This window comes from Micromonospora sp. U21, from assembly GCF_018070045.1.
GTDB lineage: Bacteria > Actinomycetota > Actinomycetes > Mycobacteriales > Micromonosporaceae > Micromonospora.
This window is the reverse complement of the sequence record NZ_JAGPYK010000023.1, coordinates 23,133-49,035: the sequence shown is the minus strand read 5'-3', so window position 1 is coordinate 49,035 and position 25,903 is coordinate 23,133. Positions and strand designations below refer to the sequence as shown.

Below are 25,903 nucleotides of genomic sequence, written 5' to 3'. Positions count from 1 at the left end.
GGGCCGGACGCACTCATCTCGGCTAAAGTCGGACGTGTTCCGCACGCGGATTCACCAAGGCCCCATCAGCGGCTCGATGAGTGCGTTGCCGCGGGTGGGGTGTGCCGGCTGTCACCCGCAGCGCCAGATCACTGGGACGGGTAGGTCGCCGCCGGCCGATCCGTCGCCCGCGATGAGGTGACCGTCCCGGCTGATCGCCACGGCGTAGTTGGCCAGGCTGCTGTTGTGGTTGTTCAGGTCCGGCAGTGTCAGCGCGCCCGGGTGGCTGGCGAGTACCCCCCGCCCTTCCCGGTTGTTCCCAACGAGCCAGCCGTCGGCGCTGACGCTCCGGCCGCCGATGCTCATCTCTGCGTAGGTCTGGACCTCCCCGGTGCGCAGGTTCCACCGCGTCGGGACATCGGTGTGCGGGCCCCTCGCGGTACCTGCGACCCAGCCGTCCGCGATGGACATGGCGCGCGACGTGGTGGCCTTCGCGCCGTCAATGACCGGTAGCCGTAGTTTCCTGAGCGTGCCGTTGGGCAACCAGGCATACGCCTGCGGCATGCTGGCGCCCTGGCGGTTGAGCGTGCCGACGATCGTGCCGTCGGCGGCGATGTCCCTCGCCTCACCCTCCCAGGCGCCGCTCGGCATCCGCAGCACGGTCGGCTCGGTCGACGGTGATCGCCACACCACGGGCTGTCCACGGCCGGCCGAACCGACCACCACACCGCCATCATTGATGGCGTTGGCCCTGGTAGGGCGCTGGCCCGGCAGATACGTCGCCGCGCCGTCGCGGTACATCCAGGCCTGTTCACCCGTGGTACCGCTGACGCCAACCGCCACGCCGCTGGTGTTGATGTCGGTGGGTAGTTGCTGGTCCCCGGGCACGTGAACCACATGGAGCAGGCCGTTGTCCCAGATCAGCATGTCGAGTATTGGGCTTTTGCCACCTGGGTTGGTCCGACCCACGATGTAGCGCCCGGTCGGGTCCATCCCGATCACTATGTCCATGATGCTGCGTGCCGGCACCGCCAGCCGTTCGACCGGGCAGCGTGTGGGCAGGCCGCGCGGCGGCGTGGTGGACCTGGACGCCACCGGCGCCGGGTGGGCCGGCTGTGGCAGCGGTCAACCACGGTGGGCGCGGCCACGCTTGCCAGCACGGTGACGCCAACCACCGCCGCAGCCGATATCCACATCCGTGAGGTTCGCCGCCGAGCCGCTGCCCGCCCGGCCTGCACAATCTCCTCCGCGGAGAACCGCGGTCCGTCCACGATCAGGCCGGCCCGACGCTCCAGCGTGCGGCCAAGCCGACCATCCAGCCGGTCATTCACGGCGTTACCGCCTCCTTCTCCGCGTCTTCTTCGTGTAGCTGTCGGCGCAGCGCGGCAAGGCCTCGCGACGCGTGGCTTTTCACCGTGCCGCGCGAGATGTCCAACACCTCGGCGATCTCCGCTTCGGCCATGCCCTCGTAGTAGCGCAGCACCAGCACGGCGCGCTGCCTTACGGGCAGGGCCCGCAGGTGCTGCCACATCGTGTTCGCGCTCCAGCCGCGCATCCATCTCGTCCGCGTCGCCGCGCTCAGGCAGCTTGTCGACCAGTCGTTCTCGGTGCGACCGGCCCCGCCACCACGACGTCGCGGTATTGACCATCGCGCGTCGCACATACCCCTCGACCGCGGCGGGGCCCGGATACGCGGCCACTTGACATACGTCTTGACGAGCACCGTCTGCAGCAGGTCCTCGGCCCTGCCCCGGTCGCCGACCAGCAGGTACTCGCTGCGCAGCAACGCCGCCGAACGCGCTGTGACAAACCCCCGGAACGCGTCTTCGGCAACCTCGTCCATCGAACCTCCACCAGCCAATCCGACCGCTCGAATGAAGGACGCAGCCACTTACCGATCGGTTGTCCGTCGGCCTACTAACGACCTCGCGCACGGTTGCGAGTCCTTGAGCATCGATGATCGTTGTTGGCGTCATGGTTGGCGCTGCGATCATGATGAACCCTCGGATGACAGGTCTGTCCCGGCAGGTGATAGCGGGCCTGGTCGCGGAACTGGGACCACGGTGGCAGGCCCTCCACCAAGATCGGCTCGCGACGCGAACACGCCGTCGCCGCGTCGGCGCGGGTGCGAAGCACCGATTCGGGTTCGCCGACCGGCTGCTGGCCACGCTGGTGCACCTGCGGCACGGGTTGACCCATGACGTGGTAGCAGCCTGGTTCGGAGTGCACCGTTCGACGGTCACCCGCACCATCGCCGAGGTACGGCCGCTGCTGGCCGAGCGGGGTTGCCGGGTGCATGACGGCGTCCGGCTGCGCACTCTCGCCGACGTGGTCGGATACCTGGGTCAGCACCCGCGGGCGTTGATGGACGCCACCGAGGTGCGGGTCCGCCGGCCGGTCGAGGGGCGGGCGGGTAGGGACCGGTTCGTATCAGGCAAGGCCCGGCTGAACACGATGAAAGCGCTGGTGATCTGCGATCCGGCTGGTCGGCTGTTGTTCTGCGGCGAGACTCGGCCAGGCTCGATGCACGACCTCACCCAGGCGCGGACCGCCGGCCTTGTCGACCTCCTGCTCCACGCGCCCCTCGGGGTCCAGGTCCTCGCCGACGCCGGCTATCAAGGACTGGGCGCCGACACCGCCGGCGTGGTCATCACACCGAAGCCCAAGCCACGCAAACACCAAAAGTCACTGCCGCCGAGCGTCACCGCCGCGCACGACGCGGCCCGCAAACGGCACTCGTCGCAATGGATCCGCGTGGAACATGTCATCGGGCACCTGAAGAACTGGCGGATCCTGACCCGTTACCACGGCCGACGCGAACACTTCGACACCACCATCCGCGCCATCGCCGGCTTGCTATCCGACCACCAACACACCGACCGCACCGAGAACGCCACCAAGCCACTCAAGGCCCTACCAGCCGCACCTCACCGCCGATGAGGTAACTGACCATCCCGGCAACCGTGCACGAGGTCGTTAGCAGTCGTCCTGCTTCCACTTGCCGTCTTCCCGTACCCATGGCTCTTTGGTCTGGTTCAGCGCAGGCACGTCGTACGTGTAGGTCGCTCGAGCGAGATCACCCGCGATTTGCGCATCGAAGCTCTTGAGCGGCATCGCCTTGCCGTACATCTGCTTGGCCGCAGTCAGCATGCCGGTGAACTCGCTGAGGGTTACGCGATCCTTGCACCTGGCCGAGAACAGGTCGTACGCGACCGTGGGCTTCGCGTCGAGGAAGGCGTCCGAGTACGCCAACACCGCCTGGCGAAGCTCCTCCTGCCCATCAGGCGCCTGCGCAGTCGGGCTGGCAGCCGCACTTGGCGGCGCGATCGCCGAAGGCGCCGCGGATGTCGAGGACGCAGCAGCGTCTGGCTTATCGGCGTTGCCCGCGCAAGCGGTCAGAGGCAGAGCGAGAAGCGGAATTAAGATCATGGCGTTGCGGATCATGGCGCGGTGCGTCAGCGGCCCAGGGTCAGCGACGTGGCGAGCGTGCGGGCCGTTGACGGGCGGCATGGCGGTGTCATTGGGCGGCGGCCAGTGTAAGACGTACCCGTGTGTTCGGATCGGCCGGTTCGCGCGGCGATCTCCGCCGGATGCAGATCGGGATCCCGCCGGGTCGGCCTGTTCGCCATCCTCAGTCCCACCGAAACCCTCGACCTTTGCGCAACGCTGGCTGGGCCCACACCGGCGAGGCACCCGCCGCGGCCTCCGTCATGTTGAACTTCACGACGCCTCCTGTCCGGGCAGTCCAAACAGCAGCGGATGCGCTACGCCACCGGCAGGGGCTCCGCGAGCAAGAAGGCGGCTATCCACCTTGACGTTGCTGATCGGGTTACCGCCGCTGAAGGCGTACCGGTTGCCGGCGAACGGATCCGCTTCAATTTCCGCCGGCGGCGCCGCCGTCGCTGGTTAGTCGGCCGGGCAGGTGTGCCCCTAGAATCCCGGTGTCTCGGAACTCGACAGTTGGGAAGTTTCCGTGCGTCGCTGGACGGCCGTCCTGACCTTGATCGTGCTGCTCGCCGGGTGCGGTACAGGCGAACAGGTTGACTCGCAAGCTCCAGCGCCGGTTTGGCAGAGCGCCGCGCCGACCACCCCGGCCGCGCTGACGGTTGTTGAGGCGAAGAGCCGCTACCTGGCGATCGTGGCGCCGTACAACACCGCGTTGGAAGAGCTGGAGGACGCCGTCAACGCCGGGAAGCCGTGGCGGACGGTCCGTACGCTGGCCGCCGACGTGGCCCGAACGAACGCGGCGCACGCGGTTGAGCTGCGCGAGACGATCTGGCCGGCAGCGGTCTTGGCGCCAATGGCCGCACTTCTCAAGGAGAACGACGTCGCGTTACGGCATTGGCGGCGGGCCGGCGAAGCGGCGGATGTCGATGCGCTGATGCGGGAAATCCGCGCAGCAGCGGCGCACAGCGGAGCCAAGGAGGCCGGCAGGGTGCGCGTCGCGCTCGAGTTGCCCGCCTACCGAGAAGGCTGACCACCGCCTGCTGCCGGCGGATCATCGGCCAGGTGCGGCCGCAGCACCGGGGCCGTTGTGTTCAAGGACCCGGTTCAACTCGCACCGAGGCTCGCGCTGCCTCCTGCGCCTCACTACCTGACGACTGACCTACAAAAGACTGCGTGCCCCTGTTTTGCCGTTCGCACGCCTCGCGACTCGGGATAGCGTCCGCGCTGTGCGACTGCCGCAGCTATAAAAAGTTGCCGTTTGGAGAAGGCCAACTGTCCGGTGGGCGTCGGCACCTCCTGGCACTGACTCCACGTAGCCGACCCGCGCACACCGCGTCGAACCGTGCAACAGAGAGCGGAGCGGAGCAGGATCATCTTCCCAGGCCAGTCGCGCGTCAACGGCCGACGCCCCGGTTCGCCCCAGCCAAAGCCGCGCCGCCTTGACATCCTGTTCGATAGGCGGGAGGCGACGGTGGCCGCCGCGCGCACGTGGGGCCATCGGACGAGGTGCCCCAGCCGGCATGAGAAGCGGCAGTACGCAACCGGGTGACCCGTCTCTGGACTCCACCGGAACCCGCCCGGAACAGAAGGGTCAATGTTCAGCCGGCGTTGACAGTAGTAGGCTCCTCAATCGACGCATCCTCAGTTAGAGGACTAGGTACTCGTGGAAACAAGGAGTTTTGAACCCAAGAGAACCTCTTGTCGAGCCTCGTTCAGGGCTTGTCATTGCTTGTCAAAACCCCTTGTTACCGTCCGTAGCCACCCCGGACTTGTCGATGGTCGTCAGAAATAAGCGCTGAGCTGCACAGACACGGCCAGAGACCTATCGTCTCTTGTCACTGGGTGTCAACAGAAGGTGGGGGTTTTCGGGGGGTAAACGGGGGCAGACCGACAGGACGTCGGCAGGGTCCGACCGCGCCCGCCGCCCTGCCATCGGGGTCTTCCGTCACCAGGGACACGACGAGCGACCATCCATCGGGGCCTGCCTGCCGTAGGCATGGGAGCACCTCTTGATTGGTCGACACAAACCGATACCCATCGCGGATTGCGCCTTGTCGTCGCTATCCCGCTCGTCTGAAATCACTCAAACCTGACCGGTCCCGAGCTGACTACCCGGGACTCGTCGTGGCACGTGAGCTTCCTACGCCGCCAATGAGTTCCGCTGCCTGGACAGCGGCGACCGGTGTCAGCAGACTACGTGCGAGGTCATCACGCACTCCTCTGCACGTGAGGGCATGCTGGCACGTCGCCGCACTCAACCCGCTTCATTTGCGCTTCGTCGCAGTGGGGCCCGGACGATCCCGTCGATGCACAGCGACTCGATGACGTTCCCATCCGCTCGACATCCAGCTGTCCAAGGATCGGCCCCCGGCATGGGCCACCGGCGACGGGCCAGGCCGCCGGGGCAGAGTTTGGCGACTGGCGGGCCGCGTCACGCGAATCCGGGTCCATGCGGTTGGATTCAGGGCATCGCCGTGTGTCCCGGGAGCGCCGCCGTGAGTCCATATGATCAGCTTGCTGGCCTAGACCTGCCGACCCTTCAAGTGTTGGAGGCAGCTCTGGCGCTGGGCGGCCTGGTCACCGAGGCGGAGGTCTCGACGTTGGTCGGCGCCGACGCGATGCCGTACCTGCAGTGTGCCGCCGATGCGGGGCTTATCGCGCGGCTGCGAGGCCGGCTCACGGTGAACGGCATCCTGCGAGAGGTCTTCGCCCGTCCGCTGGGTGTCGGCCCGTCGGCTGGGCAGCTCGCCGCCGTGTTGAGCGTCGATGATCTGAAGGTCGTTGCGAGCAACCTCGGGCTGCCTAGGAATGGCCGCAAGGCGGACCTGCTGGGAGCGGTGGCGGAGTTCTTCCTCGACACGGACAACGTACACGCTCTGGTCAAGCGGATGCCGGCCGCGACGCGGACGGTGTTGGAGGAGGCTGACCGGGACGGTGGACAGGTCCGTCGCTACGGCGGCAGCGGTGTCGCATCCCGTGGCCGGTATTCGAGCCGCTATCGGCAGGTGCATCCGCTGAACTGGGCCGAGGAGCACGGGCTGGTCTACCGCGTGACTTGGGAGGACTATCAGCTGGCAGGCCAAGTTGCGCTCGCTTTGCGAGGAGCGGACTACCGGGCTCCGTTCCAGCCGCAGGAGCCGCCGGTTGCCTGGCACACGGCGGATGCCCCGGCAGTGCGCCGCGACGCCCAAGCGCAAGGCATCGCCGTGGTCGGGCTGTTGTCGGCGCTGCTGGACGGGGCGGGGCGTGAGCCGCTGGCCACGGTCAAGGCCGGCGGCGTCGGCGTGCGCGAGCTGACCCGGACGGCGAAGGCGCTGGGCGTGACGGTTCCGACCGTGCGGCTGCTACTGGCGATCGCCGAGGAGGCCAGGCTGGCCGACCTCGACGAACGCGTGATCCCGACGGCCGCGTACGATCGCTGGCTCAAGCTCGGTCTGGACCGGCGGCTCGCGGTGATGCTCAAGGCGTGGCGCGAGCTGGACTATCTGCCGTCGACGCAGACGGGGCCGTGGGTTCCGGAGCACCGCCAAAGCTGGTCTGTACAAGCCCGGATGGCCGCGTTGCGGGCGTTGGGTGACCGGGCGACGACGGACCTCGAGCAGACGGCGCAGTGGATCTGGTGGCGGCAGCCGCTGACCTTCGGCGGCACCACAACCGTGCGCGGCCTGCTGGGCGAGGCCGCAACCTTGGGGGCTCTCGGCGCGGGCGCTGTCAGCCCGGCGGGACAGGCGCTGCTGGCCGGCACGGACATCGCCGAGGCCGTCGGCGACCTGGGTGAGGTCGCCCGCACCGCCAGGCTGCAGGCCGACCTGACCGCGGTCGTGGCAGGAACACCGAACCCAGAGCTAGCTGAACTCCTCGGTGCGACCGCCGTCGTCGAGTCCCGCGGCATAGCCACCACCTGGCGCTTCAGCCCAGCTACGGTACGCAGCGCGTACGACGCAGGCTGGACCGAACAGCGCCTGACCAAAGCCCTGACGAAGATCGCCGAAGGCGGACTGCCGCAACCACTGGTCTACCTGCTCGCCGACATCGCCCGCCAACACGGGTCGGTACGGATCGCGCCCGTGGCCAGCACCCTGGTCAGCGACGACACCGCGCTGCTGGCGCAGATCTGCGCCGACAAACGGCTAGACAAGCTCAACCTGCGTCTACTCGCCCCGACCGTGCTGGCCAGCCAAGCCACCACCGCCGACACGATGGCCGCCCTGCGCAAAGCCGGCTACGCGCCCCGCCAGCAGAACGCCGACGGCCACGACGTCATCGAGAAGACCCGCCGCTACCGCGCCTGACGGGCTGGAGAGCAAGATGCTGATCGTCCACGCGACCAAGAAACTCCTCGATCACACCAACCCGCCTCGGGCTGTCCAAGGAGATCACGACACGACCCTGCTCGGACCGTGGTACGCCACCGCGCTGTTCTGGCGACCCCGGCTGGCACTGCTGGTAAACGAGCGAACCCTGCTACCGGTCCTGCTGCCGCTGGCACCAGCGCGCAGCCTTCCCGCCCGCGTCCCCGACGAGATCGCGACGGTGCTCGACGCCCACCAGGTGCCCAAGGCCTTCATCGCCGACGAGCTACGGCACATGGAGGACCGCCGCTTCGCCACGACGGCCAACCGCAGCGTCGTCGGGATCATGAACGAGTTCACCAGGCTCGCCGGGATCTACACGGACGATTCAGCCCGCCCCAACCTCGTCACACTGTCGCTGCGGCTGGCCACGACGCCCTGCGGCCCTCTGTACGCCAAGAACGTCAGCCCTGATCGCGAACTGGCAGCGCTGGTACGCTCCACCGCCGAAGCCGAGGCCGCCGGTGCCACGTAGGCCGCCGAGAGAGCGAAGAGGCGCCTTGCACATCACGGGCGCCCCTTCGCATCAACCACCGCTCATCCGTGAGCCGGGGGCCGGGAATTCGTTGATATGGAACTTCCGCCCCTGTCGATTGTTCCCCACGGCCCCACCGCGGCCGACCCGGCCGACGTCGAGTTTCCGTACCGGATCCAGCATCAGCGGATCGACGCCTGGTCGAAGATCGCCCGGCGCCCGCCGGCGGAATGGCTGCTCATCGCCCTCGCGAATCTCGATCGTCCGTGGGTGGGACGCCGGTGAACAGGACGGACGAGAACGCGACGACGTCCTCAGCCGGCGGCCCGGGCCGGCCTGCGCACCCGGGCGTGGTCGGCCAGGTCGACCAGAACGTGAGGGGCGAGACCGATCCGGCGATCCTCTTCGTGCTCGATGTCGCGAGGGGTCGAGGCGCGGTCGGCGAGTTGTACGACGCGGGCCTGACCCGGCACCCGGACCTGCTGCTCGACGCTTTGGCGGAGGTGTCCGAGGGCGGTATTCGGCGGGCGGCGCACCTGTTGTCCCCCTTCACGCCGCAGGGCCTGGGTTGGCACGACCAGCTACGTCTCGCCACGGAGATCGAGCGGTTGTACGTCTTCGTCGAGCAACTGCTCTTCTTTCGCGACGGGGGAGTCGACCGGGGCGCGGCCTAACCGGCCAGGCGTACCAAACTCTCCGCCGATTCGCGAACGGACCGCGACGGCCAACAGACCGAGTAGCCAAGGCGTGTACCGCTCCACACCGGACACGGACGCCGTCCTGTTGCTCATGCGCGTTGAATGGATCCCGCGATCGTATGGCTCAACGGCGCACCCACGGCGCGGGCAAGACGACGACCAGCGCCCTCGTACAGCAACTGATCCCGGATTCCCGGGTGTTCGACGCCGAAAAGGTCGGCGAAACACTCACGGACATTACGCCGGGGCTGCCCGAAACGGACAACTTCCAGCACTGGCCGTCGTGGCGGCAACTCGTCGTCGAGACCGCCCGACGCGTGCTCGGTTACACCGGTCCGGCGGCACTCTGGTGATGCTCTTGACATCCTCCACCGCCCTGAAGGGCGGGGATTCCCTCAGTCACCCGAGGGGGTTCCTGTTTCACCGGGCCGCGCCCTCACCGCTTTCGCGGGTCGGGTCTTACCGTCCCTCCACAGGCGTTTTACCTCTCCGCCAGCCCGGCGGCGAGAATGTTGCAGGCGGCGTTGACGTCCCGGTCGTGCACGGCATCACAGCCCGGACACGTCCAGACGCGAACGCCGAGGGCCATAGCGGTGTTGATTCGCCCGCACGCCGAGCAGGTCTTCGTGCTCGGATACCAGCGGTCGACGGCAATCACGGTCCGCCCGTACCAGGCGGCCTTGTACTCGATCATGCCGCGCAGGTGCGTCCACGCCGCGTCGGAGATGGCGCGGGCCAGACTGTGGTTGCGCAGCATGTTACGCACGCTGAGGTCTTCGATCACGACCGTTTGGTTCTCACGGACGAGTCGAGTCGACAGCTTGTGCAGGTGATCCCGCCGCCGGTCGGCGATGCGGGCGTGAATGCGGGCCACCGCAAGCCGGGCCTTGGCCCGGTTCGCGGAGTCCTTGCCCTTACGGGACAGGTCGCGTTGCGCCTTGGCCAACTTGCGCCGGTCAGCACGCTCGTGCCGCGGGTTGGTGATCTTCTCGCCGGTGGACAAGGTGAGCAGGCTCGTGATGCCCGCGTCCACCCCGACCACCGTGTACAGCGGGGGCAGCGCCTTGACGGTGGGGTCGTTGACCAGGAGGGACACGAACCAGCGACCGGCCGCGTCGCGGGACACCGTGACCGTCGACGGTTCAGCCCCTCCGGGAAGAGGTCGCGACCACACAATGGTCAGCGGGGCGTCCATCTTGGCCAGGGTGAGCTGTCCGTCGCGCCAGCGGAACGCCGAGCGGGTGTACTCCGCCGACGCCCGAGACTTGCGCTTGGACTTGAACCGCGGGTAACGCGACCGCTTGTCCCAAAACGCGGCGAACCCGGCCTGCAGGTGCCGCAGCGCCTGCTGCAACGGCGCCGAACTGACCTCGTTAAGGAACGCCAACTCCTCGGTGCGCTTCCACTCGGTCAGCCACGCCGACGACTGCACATAGGTGCTGCGCTGCCGGTCAACGGCCCACGCACGGGTGCGCGCCTCCAAGGCAAGGTTGTAGACCTTGCGCACGCACCCGAAGGTGCGGTTGAGCTGGTCGGCCTGCCCTGGGGTCGGATAGAAGCGGTACTTGTATGCCCGCTTCACCACCTCACCCATAGCTCACAATCTATCCACCCATCATGCAAGACGAGCATCGAGGGGAGGGAGCCGCGTTACCTCCCGGCCCTAAACGGCCGGGTTTCCGCCGCGATCCTGATGACCGTCCTTGTCGAGCAGTACTGGCGCGAGATCAGCACGGGCCTCGCCCACCATGCCATCTCGGTGAGGCACTTCGTCCTGCACGCTGACCAAGACACCCTCCGTGCGCGTATCGAGAAGGAACACCCCGTCCCCTCCCCGTTCCGCCTCAAGTACCTCCAGCCCTACGCCGAGGCGGCCCGCACGTGGCTGCATGCCGAGGCCGAGGTCGTGGACACCAAGCACCTCACGCCCGCCCATGCCGCCCTGCAGATCGCCCTGCGAGCTACTGGGAGGGCTCAGCCGGCGGCGAAGGCGCAAGCCCTCGCTGAGCTGGTTCGCCCGCTCGTGAACGCCGAGGTCCATGGCTCGGCAGACTGCGGCGAAAGCGGTCAATCCCCGATGATCGGAGGACGTCGCGTCACGGCGTCAAGGCATTGGCGTGGCCGTTGCCGGGTTGGGTGATGTCCGCGAGCATGTAAAACCACCGGTACTCTCGCCGTAGCCGCCGACTGACGACGAAATCAGCAAGTTCCTGGGCCTCCATCTGAGCAATGTTGCCAACGAACGGGCATCGCAACCCCGAATGAGGTGAGCATCAGTCTCTTTCACGTTTGGGTCCCACCACGAGCGCCGGGACGCCGGCTGCAAAGAAAGACGGAGTCCGTCAATCCCCGTCCGCGCCGCACGGGTTTAAGATCAAGCTTCGGTGGCGGCGATCAACAGGGTGATGATTGAGGCCAGTTGGGCACGATCGGCGTCGGGGAGCGCGTCGTCGGTGATGACCGCGTCCAGTTGGTTCAGGTCGCAGATCGGTACAGGTGCGGTCTGGCGCAGCTTGGACGAGTCCGCCAACAGCACAACCCGGTCGGCGATGCCGATGAAGGCCCGCTTGACCTCGGCGTCCAGCGGGGTGCCGCAGTATGCGCCGCGGTGGGTCAGACCGCTCGCGGCCAGGAAGAAGGTGTGCACCCGGAGCCGGCTGATCGCGGTCACCGTGTCCGGTCCGGTGAACGTCCGGGTGGCCGGGTGGTGGAGGCCGCCGAGACCGATGAGTGTGGCGTCCGGGCGCTCGCCGAGTGCCGCCATCGCGGGCAGCGAGTGGGTAACCACTGTGATGTCGCTGTCGGGCGGCAGCAGTCGAGCCAGCTCGAGGGTGGTGGTGCCCGCGTCGATGCCAATGGTGGCGCCGGCCTCGACGAACTGCAGCGCGTGGTGGGCGATGGCCCGCTTCGGACGGGACTGTGCCTGGGAACGGGCGCCGAACGGGGAGCCGGGTGGCATGCCGCCCGGCGGGAGCGCGCCGCCGTAGACGAGTTCGGCGAGGCCTAGGTCGGCGAGTCGCTGCAGGTCGCGGCGCACGGTGCGGTCAGATACCGACAACGTGGCGCTGAGCTCGGGGGCCGACACGTAGCCGGTCCGGCGCATCCGGCGCAGGATCTCCTCCCGGCGCTGGGGCGCGGAGGTGTAGCGCAGCTGCCGCTCGGCGGCGCGCTCTCGATCAGTCACGGCTAGACGGTACCGGTGTCGGGATGCCTTCCACGATCCTGATGGCCTTTATCTGGCGAAATTTGTCCGGCTCTTGACAACTTCGGGTCATCGGCTCGACAGTGGGGTCGTTAGTCGGCGACGGACAGGGGGCGTGGCGTGGGGGAATCCGCCGCCGCATGGCGGGCCGAAATCGCGGCCGACCTGCGACCGAAGGTGATCGTCGACGACGACCCCACGGGCACCCAGGCCGTCAGCGATGTCGACGTGATCCTGCGACCCGACCGGGCCGCGTTCGACGACTTCTTCGCCTCGACGCAGCGCTCGACATTCGTCCTGTCCAACAGTCGGGCGTTCACCGAACGCGGGGCGACCGCGCTGGTCGGCGACATCGCCCGCACGGTGGCGGCGGCCGCCCGGGCGGCCGAGCGACCCGCGACCCTGATCCTGCGCGGGGATTCGACGCTACGCGGTCACGTGATCGCCGAGGCCGAGGCCGTGGCGCCGCACACACCGGTGCTGTTCGTGCCCGCCTTCCTCGACGGCGGACGCTTCACCCGAGACGGGATCCATTATCTGCAAACCGATTCCGGGGCAGTTCCGGTGGCGGACACCGAGTTCGCCCGGGACCCGAACTTTGGCTACCGCAGCCGACACCTCCGCGACTGGGTGAGCGAGGTCAGCGGCGGCCGCCGGCATGGGTTAACCGTGCCGCTCGCCCGGTTGCATGAGCGCGGACCCGACGCGGTCGCCGAGGCGTTGCTGGGCGCGGTGCCTGAGGCGGTGGTAATTCCCGACTGCGTCAGCGACGCCGATGTCCTGGCCATCGCGGCCGGCCTGATCAGGGCGCAGGCCCGGGGCGCCCGGGTGGTGGTCCGCTGCGCCGCCTCGCTCGCGGCCGCGCTGGCCGGCCTGTCCACACGGCCGCTGACGCGTCTCGAACTGTCACCCCCCGGCCGGGTCCTGATCGCCTGCGGCTCGTTCACTGCTGCCAGCACCTGCCAACTGCGGGCGTTGGGCGAGCTGTGGCATCAACGAGTGGACATTCCGGTCGGCGCACAGCGCGGCGACGATCAACTGCTGGCCAAAGCGGTACGCGAGCGGCTCGAACGCGACGGCCAGGCGCTGGTGGCCACCGACCGGACGCCGCGGCATGGCAGCGTCCCCGCGGCACCGGAGCTGCTGATGGACACCCTCGTCGAGACCGTGCGACACCTCGCCGCCGACGTGGACCTCGTCATCGCCAAGGGAGGCATCACGTCCGCCCGGCTCGCCACCGACGCGCTGGGCGCGACCGGCGCCCGGGTGCGCGGACAGGTCCTGCCCGGCGTTCCGGTCTGGGATCTGCGCACGTCCGGGAAAAGCCAGTCCTACGTGGTCGTACCCGGCAACGTCGGCGCCGACAGCACCCTGCGGGACATCCTCGGCCGGATCGCCGCGGTGCCCCCCGGACGGTCTCGCCAGGGCGACCAGGGCGACCAGGGCGACCAGTGAACGTGGCAGAGCCGCTGCTGGCCGGCCTGGATGTGGGCACCACGCACACCAAGGCCGGCGTGTACCGCACGGACGGCAGCCCGGTGGCCCAGCGCCAGGCCGCCACCCCACCCGACGCCGAGGCGCTGCGGGACACCGCGCTGCGGCTGCTCGCGGACTGCGTGTCGGCCGCTGACGTACCGCCGCTCGCGCTCGGCGTGGCCAGCATGGCGGAGACGGGCGTACCGCTGGACGCCGCGGGCGCCCCCGTCGGCGAGCTGCTGCACTGGCGCGACCGCAGCGCTGGTCGGCAGGCCGACCAGCTGGGCCAGGCGGTCGGCCGCCCCGCCTTCTTCGCCACCACCGGCCTGCACCCGAGCGCGAAGCTGCCGCTGGCCCGCTGGATCTGGCTGCGCCAGCACGACCCGGACGTGCTGAGACGGATGGCCTGCTGGGCGAACGCCGCCGACCTGATCGTGGCCGCCCTCACCGGGACCGTCACCACCAGCCCGACCCTGGCCGCCCGGACCGGCGTATTCGACATCACGGCCGGGGGGTACCTGCCTGACCTGCTTGACCTGGCCGGACTGCGGCCCGACCAACTGCCGCCGGTGCTCGCCGCCGACCAGGTCGCCGGGCGGGTGACCGCGACCGCCGCACGGCGTACCGGTCTGCCCGCCGGCACCCCGGTCATCGTCGCCGGACACGACCACCTGGCCGCCGCCTGGGCCGCCGGGGTCCGGGTCCCCGGCCAGGTGGCCGATTCGATGGGTACGGCGGAAGCGATCGTCACCCCCGTCGTCGCGGTGCCACCCCCGACCACGCGAGCCACCGGAAACTCCGTCGGCCCGTTCGTCGATGGCCGTTCGTTCTGCCTGATCAGCGGCCTGTCCAGCAGCGGCGGACTGGTCGAGTGGCTCCTCGACCGGCTCGCGCCAGCCGGGCAGGCGAACCGGCACGAGTGGTTCACTGACCTCGTCGGCCCGCCGGCCCGCCCGCCCACCGGCATCACCGTGCAGCCGTACCTGCACGGGCGGGCCAGCCCGGAGCCGGACCCGCACCGAACGCTGTCCTTCCACGGCATCCGTCCGGAGCACACCCTCCCCGACATCGGCCGTGCCGTCCTCGAGGGGTTGTGCATGCAGGTGCGCTGGATGATTGAGACCCAAGTGAGCATCAGCGGTCGCCAACCCGACGCGGTGCGGGTCTTCGGCGGGCCTACCGCCAACCCCACCTGGATGTGGATCAAGACTCAGCTCACCCCGGCCCCGGTCGTCGTGCTGTCCGGGCACCAGGGCGCCGCGCTCGGCGCGGCCCAACTCGCCGGACGGGCGATCGGCGTGCCGGAGGTGCCCCCACCGGGGCCACCGCCGCAACCGGCGTCCGCAGCCGCGCCCGAATGGGAAGCGGCGTACCGGTCGCGGTTCCTGCCGTTGGCCACGGCCGCCAGCAGCCCGTCTCCCGACAGTGAGGAAACCTCGTGACCGTCCCCCCGCCCCTGACCCTGGACCGGCTCGCCCGCGCCACCGGAACGTTTGCCATGGTCGCCATGGACCAGCGGGAAAGCCTGCGCACCATGCTCAGCGAGCAGGGCCACCCAGCCGACGACGCCGCGCTCACGTCGTTCAAGCTCGAGGTCGCCACCACGCTGGCACCACTCGCCTCGGCGTTCCTCATCGACCGGCACTACGCGTACGCCGAACTCGTCCGGGACCGGCGGCTGCCGGTCGACTGCGGACTGATCCTCGCCGTCGACGCGCTGTCCCAGCCGCCCGGCGCGGCGGTGGACGACACCGCCATCGACGGGGACATCGACCTTGACCAGGCCCGGCGCGACGGCGTGGTGGCGTTGAAGCTGTTGGTGATATGGAAGCGAGACGGCGGGGAGGACCGGCGTGTGGCGATGGCCGGCCGTTTCGTCGAGCTTTGCCGGCAGGCGGGGCTGCTCTCCGTACTCGAACCGGTCGCCGTCCCCGCGCCCGGGCAGCACAGCTTCGACCTCGACGCGGCCATCCTCGACGCCGCTGCCGCCCTCGGCCCGCTCGGGCCGAGTCTCTACAAGGCGCAGGTACCACGCCGGGGCCGCGGTGACCTCGGTGAGCTCGTGGCCGCCTGCGAAAAGCTCGACCGGCAGCTCGGCCGGCCCTGGGTGGTGCTTTCCAATGGCGTGGAGGCGGTGGACTTCCCGAACGCCGTCGACGCCGCCTGCCGCGCCGGAGCGTCCGGGATGCTCGCCGGCCGGGCACTGTGGCGCGACGCCCTCGCCACGGCCAACCCGGCGGCGGCACTTCGCGAGGAGTCCGTCGCCCGGCTCCGGTGGCTGACCGAAACCGTCGACCGGTACGGCCGCCCGTGGACCGAGGCCCGCTGATGTACGCCGTGGTCAACCTGGGCCTGCTGTTCACCGAACTGCCGTGGCGGCAACGGTTCGCCGCCGCGGCCGAGGCGGGCTTCCACCGGGTGGAGTTCCCGTGGCCCCCGCTGGCACCCGATGAGGTGACCCGGCTGGTGCGGGAGGCGGGCATACAGGTCGCGTTGCTGAACATGGACGCCGGTGACCTCGCCGCCGGCGAGCGCGGCTACGGCAACGATCCCCGGCTGACCGTACGGTGGCGCGACCAGCTGCGGCAGGCGCTGGACCTGGCCCGCGACCTCGACTGCCCGCTGGTGAACGTCCTCGCCGGCCGGCGGCTGCCGGGGCTTGACGAGCCCGATCAGGTGCGGTGCCTGACCGTCAACCTGCGCTGGGCCGCCGACCTCGCCGCCCGGTACGCCCGGACCCTCGTCATCGAGCCGATCAACGACCACGACATACCCGGCTACCTGTTCCCCCGCGTCGTCGACGTACTCGCCGCCCTCGATGAACTCGACCACGAGGCGGTCAAACTTCAGCTGGACGCCTACCACGTCGCGGCCATGGGCGACGACGTCTCCCGTGCCGTGGCGGCGGCCGGCAGCCGGCTCGGCCACGTCCAGCTCGCCGACCACCCGGGCCGCCACGAGCCGGGCACCGGCGACCTGGACGTCGACGCGCTGCTCGCGGCCCTGACCGCGGCCGGTTACCGGGGCGGGCTCGGTCTGGAGTACGAGCCGACGATGCCCTCGGCGGCGAGCCTGCGCGCCGTCACCGCGCGACACCCGCGACTGCGCCCGGCCGAGGAGCGCCCCGTATGACCAGGATCTGCCTGCTGCACACCGTCACCGGCCTGCCCGCCGTCTTCGCCGACCTGCTCCCCACCGAGGTGGGCGCGGTGGACGCGGTCAACATCGTGGACGAGACCCTGCTCCGCGACACCATCGAGCACGGCATGCTTCCGCGTACCCGCCGCCGGGTGGCCAGCTACGCGGCCTTCGCGGCGGAGTCCGGCGCCGAGGCCGTGCTGGTTACCTGCTCGTCGATCGGGGAGGCGGCCGAACAGGCCCGGGCCGAGGTGGGCATCCCGATCTACCGGGTCGACGAGCCGATGGCCGAGCGGGCCGTCACCCTCGGCCGGCGCATCGGTGTACTGGCGACCCTCGCCGCCACGTTGCAGCCCACCCGGGACCTGCTGCGGCGTAAGTCCGACGAGCGAGGCGAGCCGGCCGAGATCCGCGAGTCGATGTGCCCCGGCGCGTTCGAGGCACTCCGGGGCGGCTTTCCCGGCCGGCACGACGACCTCGTCGCGGCCGAGGTGCGCCGCCTGGCCGGTGAGGTCGACGTGCTGGTGCTGGCGCAGGCGAGCATGGCGCGGGTGGTCGACGCGTTGCCCGCCGATCAGGTGCCGGTGCCGGTGCTCAGCTCGCCCCGATCCGGCGTACGGCAGCTGCGCCCGTTCGCCGCCGGCTGAACGTGATCGGGGCTGACACCCGTCCCGGCCGTGGGTGGGTCAGCGTCACGGTTTCCCCGCGACGTCGTCGGTCGCGTCGACGACCTGGTTGGCGGCGATCACGGCAGCGTAGTAGTGGGCGCTGTCCTTGAGGGTGCGCCGCTGGGTAGCCCGGTCGACGTGGACGAGGCCGAAGCGCTGGGTGTACCCCTCGGCCCACTCCAGGTTGTCCAGCAGCGACCAGTGCAGGTAGCCCAGCACCTGCGCGCCGTCGTCGACGGCGCGGGACAGGGCGAGCAGGTGCTCGCGCAGCGCGTGTACCCGCCCGGTGTCCCGTACCCGCCCGTCGGGGTCGGGCTCGGCGTTCCAGACCCCGCCGTTCTCGGTGATCAGCAGCGGGACGTCATAGTCGCGGTACAGGCGTACCAACAGGTCGTAGAACACCTCGGGGACGTCTTCCCAGCCGCTGTCGGTGACCGGGACGCCCGCCTGCGCCGGCAGAACGCGCCAGGGCAGGCCATCCGTGGGCGCCGCGCTGATCCGCCGGCGGGTGTAGTAGTTGACGCCGATGAGGTCCGGACGGGCGCCGATCAGGTCGAGGTCGCCGGGCTGCACCCAGTCCATCGGGCCGACCAGCCGCTCGAACAGCTCGACGGTGTCCGCCGGGTACCGGCCGCGCAACACCGGATCGAGGAACCAGCGGTTGGTGTAGCCGTCGGACCCCCACGCCGCGGCGGCGTCGGCCGGATCGTCGGTGACCGGATAGTTGGGAAACAGGCTCAGCGGGATGCCGACCCGAGCGGTCGGCCGGCGCTCGCGGATGCGCTGCGTCGCCACGCCATGGGCCAGCAACAGATGGTGCGCGACGAGCAACGACGTGCGCAGGTCCCGCTCCCCCGGCGCGTGCAGGCCGAGCCGGTACCCCAGCACCGACACCACCCACGGCTCGTTGACCGTCAACCAGGTGTCGACCCGATCGCCGAGCGCGTCGAGGCACACCTCGGTGTAGGCGGCGAACGCGTCGGTGGTCCCCCGATTGGTCCACCCACCCCGGTCCTGCAGCGCCTGCGGCAGGTCCCAGTGGTACAGCGTCGGCACCGGCGTGATGCCCCGCTCGAGCAGACCGTCGACCATCCGGTCGTAGTGTGCCAGGCCCGCCCGATTCACCGCGCCGGTCCCGTCGGGGACGATGCGCGGCCAGGCCAGCGAGAACCGGTACGCGTTCATCCCGAGCTGCGCCATCAGGTCGGCGTCGGCGGGCCAGCGGTGGTAGTGGTCGCATGCGGTCTCACCGGAATCCATCCCGCGCTCGACGGTGAAGGTGTCCCAGATGGAGGGTTGCCGGCCGTCCTCGCGTACGGCGCCTTCGACCTGGTAGGACGAGGTCGCGGCGCCCCACAGAAAGCCGGACGGGAACGTGTTCGTCGCTTGCTCGCTGGGCTCGTTCGGGCTCACCAGGTGACCTCCGGAAGGTTGAGGGCCGCCTCGCAGCCGAGCAGCAGCACGCCGACGCTCCATGCGTGCGACAGCGTCAGCAGCATGCCCTTGGCCTGGAAGCAGGCCGTTTGGTAATACCGTTCGCTGGCCATGCCCCGGTAGGCGTTGAAGTCGCCGTCGGCGCGGGCGATGAACTGCCGGAAACAGGCCAGGTTCTCCCTGGTCCGGTCCAGGTAGTACGGATCACCGGTCGCGGCGGCCAGTTCCACCATCTCGGGCACGCAGATCAGACCGTACGAGTGCAGGTGCTGGTTGCTGGGCGAGGCCTGGTCGGCGCCGCGGCTGCGGAAGCCGTACCGCCCGAGCAGGGTGTGCTCGTCGAAGGTCACGTCGTAGCTGTAGCGGAACGTCAGCATCCAATCCGCGGCACGGCGGGCCAGGTCCAGCCAGCGGTGTTCGCCGGTGGCCCGCCACAGCGCGACGTACGCCAGGATGGCGGCGTAGCCGTCCTCCGAGGTCGGCGCCAGGTCGACATCCTCGGGAGCGCCGTGCAGGAACTCCTCGTGCACGAACCGGCCGTAGTAGTCGCCACCGCGCCGGGCGGCGGCCAGGTAGGCCGGGTCGAGGTCGCGCGCCTCGGCGAGCGCGGCGACCCAGGTCAGCCCGGCCGCGCCGGCCCAGGACAACACTCTCCCGTCGGCGGCGTGCAGCAGGCTGCCGAGGTTGCCGTCGGCGCGCTGGTTGCGTACCGCGACGTCGAGGTTGCTCCGCACCGCGTCCAGCCAGCCGGGACGTGGCGTGCCGGCAGCCTGTTCGGCGCGGACCGCGCGGTGCAGGAACAGGGTCGCCTCGGCCAGGGTACGGGCGTGCAGGCCGCCGCGGACCGGCGTCCAGCTCTGGCCCCAGCCGCGGTCGGCGGTCCACTGCCCCCAGAACGTCCCCGCCGGCGCGAGGTTGGCGCAGATGTGGTCGATGACCGCCGCGCCCGCCGCCACGTGGTCGACGTTGCCGCGGCGGCGGCCGTGCGCCAGCAGCGCATGCGCGTACGGGATGCCGCTGACCCAGGCGACGTGCATCGCGCCTCGGTCACCGAGGCCCTTGACGTTGTCGTTGAACTCGCGGTCGAACGCCGCCGTCTCCAGCAGCACGGCCGGATCCGGGCGGAAGTGCCACCGGTGCAGGCCGTACGCGGCCAACTCGGCCGCCTCCACCACCCCGACCCACGGGTGCAGCGGCCCGGTGGCGGACCGGGCGTGTCGCTCACGCAGCACCGGCGCGTACGCGTGCCGATCGGCCGGCAGCCGGTAGAGGCACACCTCGACCGTGTGCCGCTCGCCCGGCTGCCAGAGGTGGGTCTGCGCCAGCGGTGTCGCGGGTTGCTGGCTGCCGACGTAGCTGACCGGCGCCTCGACGTACGGGAAGTCGGCGTGCACCAGTGCGATGCGGGCGTCGTGCGCGAAGCCGATCCCGGTCAGGCCGAGCGGGCTGTGTTCGTCGACCGCCAGGGCCAGCCCTCCGGACGCCCCCCAGGCGAACACCGCGGGGGTGGCCGCCCGGTCGGCCCGGAAGCTCCACGCGGGGGACACGAACCGCTGCGGGTCGGCGGGCTCGTCCGCGGTTCGCGCGAAGCGCGGGAAGAGTCGCCCGTTGTCCGCGGGGCGGTTCTCGCCGTAGAACAGCCCGGGAATGAGCCAGTACGGATCGTCGGCGTCGGCCAGGGTGGCCGACACCCGCAGCCGTGCCTCGGCCGGTACAGCGCCCCGATAGGTTGCGGTGATCGTCACGGTGACGCCGCCGGCGGTGGAGGGCGCCTGGTGTGTCTCCACCTCGAAGAGCTCCGGGTCCAGGCCGCTGACTGTCAGTCGTGCCTCGTCCACCCAGGTCGTCGCCATCAGTGGACCTCCGTCAGCATCTGGGCGGGCAGGTTCCAGCCGTCGAGGCGTATCCGCCGGTGCTCGGGCGGCACACCGTCCCATCGGCCGTGCAGCACACGTTCCTCACCGGGCAGCAGATCGATGGCGTTGTCGTCCCAGCTCAGCCAGCCCGCGTCGCCGGCCGGGCGGGCGTCGAGCAGCCGCAGGAACGGGACGGCCGGCCCCGCCTCGTGGCGCAGGCGCAGCGTCCAGGTCGGGCCGGCGGTGTGCAGCCGGGTGGTGATACGGGCTGGTGGCAGGGTCAGCAGTTCGCCGAAGTCGGCACCGGCGGTGAGCAGGTAGCGGTTGGTCTGCGCCGCGGCGTGGGCGTGCACCGACAGATCCAGCAGGAAGGGTCCCCCGCCCAACTCGCTGGCCGCGCACCGGATCTCACCGAACCGGTGCGGTCGCCCCTGGGCGAGCGGGGCCGACCAGTGCACCACCGCGATCTCGCGGCCGTCGAGACACAACACCCGTGCGGTGACGGACACCGGGCCGGACGCGGTGTCCCACCATGCCCACACGGTGGCGGTGAACTGGTCACCGCTGGCCCGGGGCGCGGGCAGGGCCGCGCACACGTGCAGCGGCCGGTACGCCCGGCGTACGTAGTGGTAGGCGGCCTTCGGCTCGCCGAAGTAGTCGACGGCGGCGGTGCACCAACCGTTCGGGAACGACTCGTTGAGCTGCCAGGGCAGTACGCCGCAGCTGTCCGGCCGGCGCCGGTTGGCCTCGACCGCGTAGCGCAGCCCGTCCGCCTGCAGGAACTGGCTGGCCCGGGACAGCGCCGCGAGGTCCCCGAGCCTTCCGCCGAACGTCTGTTGCACCAGCGGTTCGTTGTTCCACCACCGACCGAGGTGGTCCCAGATCGGGTTGCCGGCCGTCGGGATTTTCCGGTCCGGCTCGGGCACGACCGACTCGATGGCGCGCATGTTGCTCATGCCCTCGACACCGAACTCGCTGAGCAGCAGGCCGCGGCCTTCGTCGTAGAGCCGGTAGTGGTCGGACAGGCCCTGGTGCTCCCACGGTCCGTGCACGTCGTGGTGTTCCGGACCGCTCCGGATGCTGTCCAGGGTGTTGCCGAACACCGGACCGGACGGGGAGGTCGGCAGCCACTGTCGGTCCGGGTCGAGCCGCGCCACCACGTCGTGCAAGGCCGCCAGCACGGGGGAATCCTCGTCGGTCAGCGGTACGCCGTCGGCCCGCTGCAACTCGTTCCCGCCGCACCAGATGGCCAGGCTGGGATGGTTGCGTCGGGCGGGCACGATGCGCTCGGCCTCGGCGACCATCCGGGCGACGAATGCCTTGTCGTCGCTGGGCACGCTGCGCATCCCGGAGCTGGACTGGGCGAACTCCTGCCAGACCAGGATGCCGTAGGCGTCGCACAGGTCGTAGAAGGTTTCACTCTCGATGAGGCCGCCGCCCCACACCCGCAGCATCGTCACCCCGGCGTCCCGGGCCAGCCCGAGCAGGTGGCGCAGCCGGGCTTCGTCGACCGCGCCGTAGAGGGCGTCGGCGGGTACCCAGTTCCAACCCTTGATGTCGGTCGGGTGGCCGTTCACCACGAGCCGGTAGGGCAGCGAGGTTGGCGGGGCGTCGGCGTCGCGGCGGAAGTGGACGTCCTGGAAGCCCACCCGCGTCTCGTTGTCGTCGCTGCGCCGCCCGTCGCGGTCGTGCAGCACAGTGTGCAGCGTGTAGCGGTGCGGCTCGCCCCACCCGTTGACCTCCCACCGCCGAGGCGACTCGACGTCGAGGGTGAGCTCGGTGGTCGCCCGTTTCATCGGTACGGTCGCCGCGGCGACGGGAACGCCGTCCGGGTCGCTCAGCGTGCACGCCGCGGTCGCTGCGGTGACGTCGCCGTCGACCTGCAGCGTGATCGTCACCCGCCCACCCGTGTCCGTCACGGTGGTTCGCGCCCACACGTCGGCCAGCCGCATCGGCCCGGTGGTCCGCATCCGGGCCGGCGCCCAGAGGCCCTGGTGCACCAGCCGAGGGCAGAAGTCCCAGCCGTAGCCCATCCGACCCTTGTGGACGCGGACCGCGGCCGTGTAGCCGACCTGCGGTTCGCTGTCCGGGGCGGGATCGATGACCACGGCCAGACTGTGCTCGCCCGGACCGAGTCGCCCGGTCACCTCGACCACCAGTGGAACGAAGGTGCCCTCGTGCGTCGCAATGCGTTCGCCGTCCAGGTAGACGGATCCCGCGTAGTCGATGCCGTCGAACTCCAGGAAGACGCGCTCGCCGCCGGCGAGCCCGGGCGTGCGCAGCCTGGTGCGGTACACCCAGGTCCGCTGCGGCACCCATTCCGACAGCAGGCTCTGCGTGCCGACGTACGGGTCGGATATCTGGCCAGCGGCCAGCAGATCCGCCAGCACGCTGCCGGGCACCCGGGCGGGCACCCATCGCTGCGTGTCGTCGCGGCTGTCGCGGGCGTGCAGTTGGGCCCGGTGCAGCTGCCAGTCGTCGCCGAGGAATCCGCGCAACTGCCAGCCCGCATCGAGGCTGGACACCTGGGTCATGCCAATTCGCCCGCTCGCGCCGGGCCGTCGGCGACCGCAGGCCCGTCGGCGACCGCAGGCCCGTCGGCCCGAGCGGTCACTTCGGCCGCTTCGGCCGCCGTCACGGGGCGTTCCAGGAGGTCGGTCTCGACGACGGGCCGGCTGGAATCGCCGGGTACCAGCAGCGTCTTGATCTCGTGCGGGCCGAACGTGGCGGTGACGGTACGGCCGAGGAACGGCAGGTCGATGGTGGCGTTGGCCGCCGCACCGGCTGTCTCGTAACCCCGTACGACGTAGTCGTCCGTGCCGTCCTCGGCCCGTTTGACCACGGTGATCACCACGTTGTCGGCGTCGGACACGGCGGCGAAGGACTGGTGCTGGGGCAGCGGCCCGGGGTGGTACGACTCCAGCAGGGCGACCGTTGGCTGATCGAGTTCGGCGGCGACGCGGACCGTCCCGGCGGCCCGCCAGTCACCGGCGTGCGGGAGCAGCCGGTAGGTGAACCGCTGTACGCCCTGGTCCATGACCTCGTAGTCGCCGTCCGCGGGCAGCGGCTGTGGGGTGTGCCAGGCGTACGCGGGGCTGCGCAGGGCGGTGAGGCCGATCTCGCCGCCGGTCACGTCGACGCCGTACTTGGCGTCGTTGAGGACCGACAGGCCGGCCGGGCGGCCCGACAGTTCGCCCGACACGTCGACCCATGAGTGACTGACCGTCTCATGCCCGTCGGCGGTGCGCTCCAGGTGGCCGTACGGGATCGCGTGGGTCGCGGTGACGTCGGTCAGGGCGGTCGGGAAGCGCAGCTTGAGCATCCGGAGCCGCTCGTGCCAGTCGATCGTCACCCGGACCTCGATGTGCCGCGCCCCGGCGGCCAGCACGAACTCCTCTTTCAGGGTCGACGAGCCGTACTCGCTGTGCACCCGCAGCACCTGTCGGACCGGGCCGGACTCGACCCACCGTACCGACACCGGCGTGAAGGCGCCGATCACATCGCGATAGGAGACCACGCCGTGCCCCCAGGTGTCGGTCTGGTCGTCCAGCACGACCGCATGCCCGGAGCGTGCCGCGTCGTCGTTGATCAGCTCCGCGCCGGTGGCCTTGCACGCCAGGCTGGACAGCCAGCCGGTCTCCGGGTCGACCGTGACGCGCAGGTGCTCGTTCTCCAGCAGCGGCTCGGCGTCGACCGACGCGTCGGCGGGCACGCCGTGGTCGGAATACAGCCGGTAGAGCCGGTAGCCGAGCGGAGGCAGATCCACCGGTACGACCAGGCGCCGTCGTCCGCCGGTCAGCGTCACCGACGGGGCGACCTGGACGACGGTCCGTGTCTGCGCGTCGTCGACCGCCACGATCGCACCGTTGCCGAGCACGCTGCCGAACTCGACCTCGACGGTGTCCCGCACCGGCCACGGGTGCGGATTGAACACCGCCAGCGGGGCCATCCGTTCGTCGTCGGGGATGTCGATCTGCCGGCTGATCCGCTGGATCGCCTGGTTCTGCAGGCGGGCCGCGATCGAGCGGGCCTCGCCCAGCTGGTCGCGCGCGTCGTCGTACGCGCTGGGCAGCGCGGTGCCGGCTGCGGTGTCGTGGAAGTGGTTGAGCAGCACCTGCCGCCAGGCGTGCTCCAGCTGGTCGGTCACCCGGGGCATGCCGGCCACCGGACCCGCTACCGCGGTCCACTTCTCGGCGGCCTGGAGCGCGTGTTCGGTGTGCCGGATCAACTTCTTGATGCCGGAGTGCGCCGAGTAGCAGCCCACCCCGTGTGGCTGGATCTCGCCGGCGTACTCCGGCAGGTCTCCGCCTGCGGTGGCCGCGTCGAAGAACGCCCGTGCCGTGGAGAAGAGCATCTGCGGGTACTGGTCGCTGCGGTCCAGGTCCAGGATGCTGTCGATGTTCGCCCGCGTCGGGCCGCCGCCGTGGTTGCCGACCCCGTAGAAGCACATCAGCGGGTCGGTGGTGTGCGGCAGTTGGGCCAGCGCCTTGCCGACGTGCACGCCCAGGTGACCCGCCGGGCTGCAGTACTCGTGCGGTATCCGGTAGGCCAGCACTCGGGAGCCGTCGGCGGCCTGCCACCAGAACGTCGGTCCGGGCAACTGCGCCTCATGGGGCTGGGGGCGCATGAAGACGTAGCTGTCCATGCCGGCCTTCGCCAGCAGCTGCGGAATGGTGGCGTTCTGCCCGAACGGGTCGACGTTGCAGCCGACCGAGGCCATCGTCCCGAACCGGTCCGCGAGGAACCGCTGCGAGTAGAGCGCGTGCCGGACGAAGCCCTCTCCCCCGGGAATGTTGCAGTCAGGCTCGACCCACCAACCGCCGACGATCTCGAACCGGCCGGCGCGTACCTGCTCCTGAAGAGCCGCGAACAGGTCCGGATCGTGCTCCTCGATCCAGGCGAGGTAGCCGACGGAGTCGCAGGTGAAGACGAAGTCCGGGTACTCGTCGATGCGCTGCAGTGCGGCGCGGAAGGTGGCCCTCGCCTCCTGGTAACCCTCCTGCCACGGCCACAGCCACACCGCGTCGATGTGGGCGTTGCCGATCATGTGCAGGGCGCCGCGGGTGGCCCGGCCGGCGGGTGGCGCTGGTTGGCGAGGGATGGTCGGGCGCTGAGTGTCGGACTGCGGGTTCGCGCTGTGCATGGGGAACGGTGATCCCTTTCGGTGTGCGGCGCCGA

At 70.2% G+C, this 25,903-nt stretch carries 23 protein-coding genes; 12 read left to right on the top strand and 11 right to left on the bottom strand.

All coding sequences use genetic code 11. From position 1 onward, the window contains the following. Window positions 1–111 precede the first annotated feature (111 nt). On the bottom strand, window positions 112–1,074 hold the full coding sequence (locus tag KBX63_RS25295; RefSeq protein ID WP_210915374.1) for a hypothetical protein: 963 nt from the start codon (window positions 1,072–1,074) through the stop codon (window positions 112–114). A gap of 232 nt (window positions 1,075–1,306) precedes the next feature. Then, entirely contained in the window at window positions 1,307–1,822 is a 516-nt protein-coding gene (locus tag KBX63_RS25290; RefSeq protein ID WP_247663053.1) for a SigE family RNA polymerase sigma factor, read from the bottom strand. Window positions 1,823–1,986: 164 nt separating this feature from the next. Between KBX63_RS25290 and KBX63_RS25285 the strand changes: the two genes are divergently transcribed. Next, entirely contained in the window at window positions 1,987–2,919 is a 933-nt protein-coding gene (locus tag KBX63_RS25285) for a transposase (protein WP_247663052.1), read from the top strand. A gap of 36 nt (window positions 2,920–2,955) precedes the next feature. Here the strand turns inward: KBX63_RS25285 and KBX63_RS25280 are convergent, their stop codons facing one another. Then, window positions 2,956–3,423: a hypothetical protein gene (locus tag KBX63_RS25280; protein ID WP_210915370.1), complete on the bottom strand. Its 468-nt coding sequence runs from the start codon at window positions 3,421–3,423 to the stop codon at window positions 2,956–2,958. A 529-nt stretch (window positions 3,424–3,952) separates the two neighbouring features. Between KBX63_RS25280 and KBX63_RS25275 the strand changes: the two genes are divergently transcribed. From KBX63_RS25275 to KBX63_RS25250, 6 genes are all read left to right on the top strand, one after another. Then, complete coding sequence (locus tag KBX63_RS25275) at window positions 3,953–4,456, top strand: hypothetical protein (protein ID WP_210915369.1); 504 nt, start codon at window positions 3,953–3,955, stop codon at window positions 4,454–4,456. A gap of 1,513 nt (window positions 4,457–5,969) precedes the next feature. Beyond that, window positions 5,970–7,718, top strand: a complete 1,749-nt coding sequence (locus tag KBX63_RS25270) for a helicase-associated domain-containing protein (RefSeq protein WP_307871839.1) — start codon at window positions 5,970–5,972, stop codon at window positions 7,716–7,718. 16 nt (window positions 7,719–7,734) lie between these two features. Next, the gene (locus tag KBX63_RS25265; protein ID WP_210915367.1) at window positions 7,735–8,253 is read left to right on the top strand and encodes a hypothetical protein; all 519 of its coding nucleotides are present in this window, start codon (window positions 7,735–7,737) and stop codon (window positions 8,251–8,253) included. Between the two features lie 96 nt (window positions 8,254–8,349). Beyond that, on the top strand, window positions 8,350–8,538 hold the full coding sequence (locus KBX63_RS25260) for a hypothetical protein (RefSeq protein WP_210915366.1): 189 nt from the start codon (window positions 8,350–8,352) through the stop codon (window positions 8,536–8,538). After that, window positions 8,535–8,927, top strand: coding sequence for a hypothetical protein (locus tag KBX63_RS25255; RefSeq protein WP_210915364.1), 393 nt, complete (start codon window positions 8,535–8,537; stop codon window positions 8,925–8,927). Before KBX63_RS25260 ends, KBX63_RS25255 begins: the two co-directional genes overlap by 4 nt. 143 nt (window positions 8,928–9,070) lie before the next feature. Then, window positions 9,071–9,304 (top strand): hypothetical protein, encoded by a 234-nt coding sequence (locus tag KBX63_RS25250; protein WP_247663051.1) that lies wholly within the window; start codon window positions 9,071–9,073, stop codon window positions 9,302–9,304. 128 nt (window positions 9,305–9,432) lie between these two features. Here KBX63_RS25250 and KBX63_RS25245 read toward each other — a convergent pair whose 3' ends face one another. The 4 genes from KBX63_RS25245 to KBX63_RS25235 all read right to left on the bottom strand — a co-directional run bounded on the left by KBX63_RS25245 (window position 9,433) and on the right by KBX63_RS25235 (window position 12,135). Continuing rightward, window positions 9,433–10,545, bottom strand: coding sequence for an RNA-guided endonuclease TnpB family protein (locus KBX63_RS25245; RefSeq protein ID WP_210915363.1), 1,113 nt, complete (start codon window positions 10,543–10,545; stop codon window positions 9,433–9,435). Window positions 10,546–10,614: 69 nt separating this feature from the next. Then, window positions 10,615–11,022, bottom strand: a complete 408-nt coding sequence (locus KBX63_RS25240; RefSeq protein WP_210915362.1) for a hypothetical protein — start codon at window positions 11,020–11,022, stop codon at window positions 10,615–10,617. A gap of 25 nt (window positions 11,023–11,047) precedes the next feature. Beyond that, entirely contained in the window at window positions 11,048–11,173 is a 126-nt protein-coding gene (locus KBX63_RS36065; RefSeq protein ID WP_256443163.1) for a hypothetical protein, read from the bottom strand. Window positions 11,174–11,325: 152 nt separating this feature from the next. Beyond that, entirely contained in the window at window positions 11,326–12,135 is an 810-nt protein-coding gene (locus tag KBX63_RS25235; protein WP_210915361.1) for a DeoR/GlpR family DNA-binding transcription regulator, read from the bottom strand. Window positions 12,136–12,273: 138 nt separating this feature from the next. Between KBX63_RS25235 and KBX63_RS25230 the strand changes: the two genes are divergently transcribed. Genes KBX63_RS25230 through KBX63_RS25210 form a run of 5 tightly spaced genes read left to right on the top strand, consistent with a single transcriptional unit; the run spans window position 12,274 to window position 17,414 of the window. Continuing rightward, complete coding sequence (locus KBX63_RS25230; protein ID WP_210915358.1) at window positions 12,274–13,608, top strand: four-carbon acid sugar kinase family protein; 1,335 nt, start codon at window positions 12,274–12,276, stop codon at window positions 13,606–13,608. A gap of 2 nt (window positions 13,609–13,610) precedes the next feature. After that, complete coding sequence (locus KBX63_RS25225; protein ID WP_210915355.1) at window positions 13,611–15,071, top strand: L-fuculokinase; 1,461 nt, start codon at window positions 13,611–13,613, stop codon at window positions 15,069–15,071. Continuing rightward, window positions 15,068–15,958, top strand: coding sequence for a hypothetical protein (locus KBX63_RS25220; protein WP_210915352.1), 891 nt, complete (start codon window positions 15,068–15,070; stop codon window positions 15,956–15,958). The genes KBX63_RS25225 and KBX63_RS25220 overlap by 4 nt, the downstream gene beginning before the upstream one ends. Then, entirely contained in the window at window positions 15,958–16,761 is an 804-nt protein-coding gene (locus KBX63_RS25215; protein ID WP_210915349.1) for a hydroxypyruvate isomerase family protein, read from the top strand. The genes KBX63_RS25220 and KBX63_RS25215 overlap by 1 nt, the downstream gene beginning before the upstream one ends. After that, window positions 16,758–17,414, top strand: a complete 657-nt coding sequence (locus tag KBX63_RS25210; protein ID WP_210915345.1) for an aspartate/glutamate racemase family protein — start codon at window positions 16,758–16,760, stop codon at window positions 17,412–17,414. The genes KBX63_RS25215 and KBX63_RS25210 overlap by 4 nt, the downstream gene beginning before the upstream one ends. Before the next feature lie 45 nt (window positions 17,415–17,459). Here KBX63_RS25210 and KBX63_RS25205 read toward each other — a convergent pair whose 3' ends face one another. The 4 genes from KBX63_RS25205 to KBX63_RS25190 are packed head-to-tail and all read right to left on the bottom strand — an operon-like array spanning window position 17,460 to window position 25,868. Then, window positions 17,460–18,848, bottom strand: coding sequence for a GH1 family beta-glucosidase (locus KBX63_RS25205; protein WP_307871831.1), 1,389 nt, complete (start codon window positions 18,846–18,848; stop codon window positions 17,460–17,462). Continuing rightward, window positions 18,845–20,722: a hypothetical protein gene (locus KBX63_RS25200; RefSeq protein ID WP_210915340.1), complete on the bottom strand. Its 1,878-nt coding sequence runs from the start codon at window positions 20,720–20,722 to the stop codon at window positions 18,845–18,847. The genes KBX63_RS25205 and KBX63_RS25200 overlap by 4 nt, the downstream gene beginning before the upstream one ends. Next, window positions 20,722–23,250, bottom strand: coding sequence for a glycoside hydrolase family 2 TIM barrel-domain containing protein (locus KBX63_RS25195; protein WP_210915339.1), 2,529 nt, complete (start codon window positions 23,248–23,250; stop codon window positions 20,722–20,724). The genes KBX63_RS25200 and KBX63_RS25195 overlap by 1 nt, the downstream gene beginning before the upstream one ends. Window positions 23,251–23,255: 5 nt before the next feature. Then, a complete protein-coding gene (locus tag KBX63_RS25190) occupies window positions 23,256–25,868 on the bottom strand; it encodes an alpha-mannosidase (RefSeq protein WP_210915338.1) in 2,613 nt (870 codons plus the stop codon). Between the last annotated feature and the right edge of the window lie 35 nt (window positions 25,869–25,903).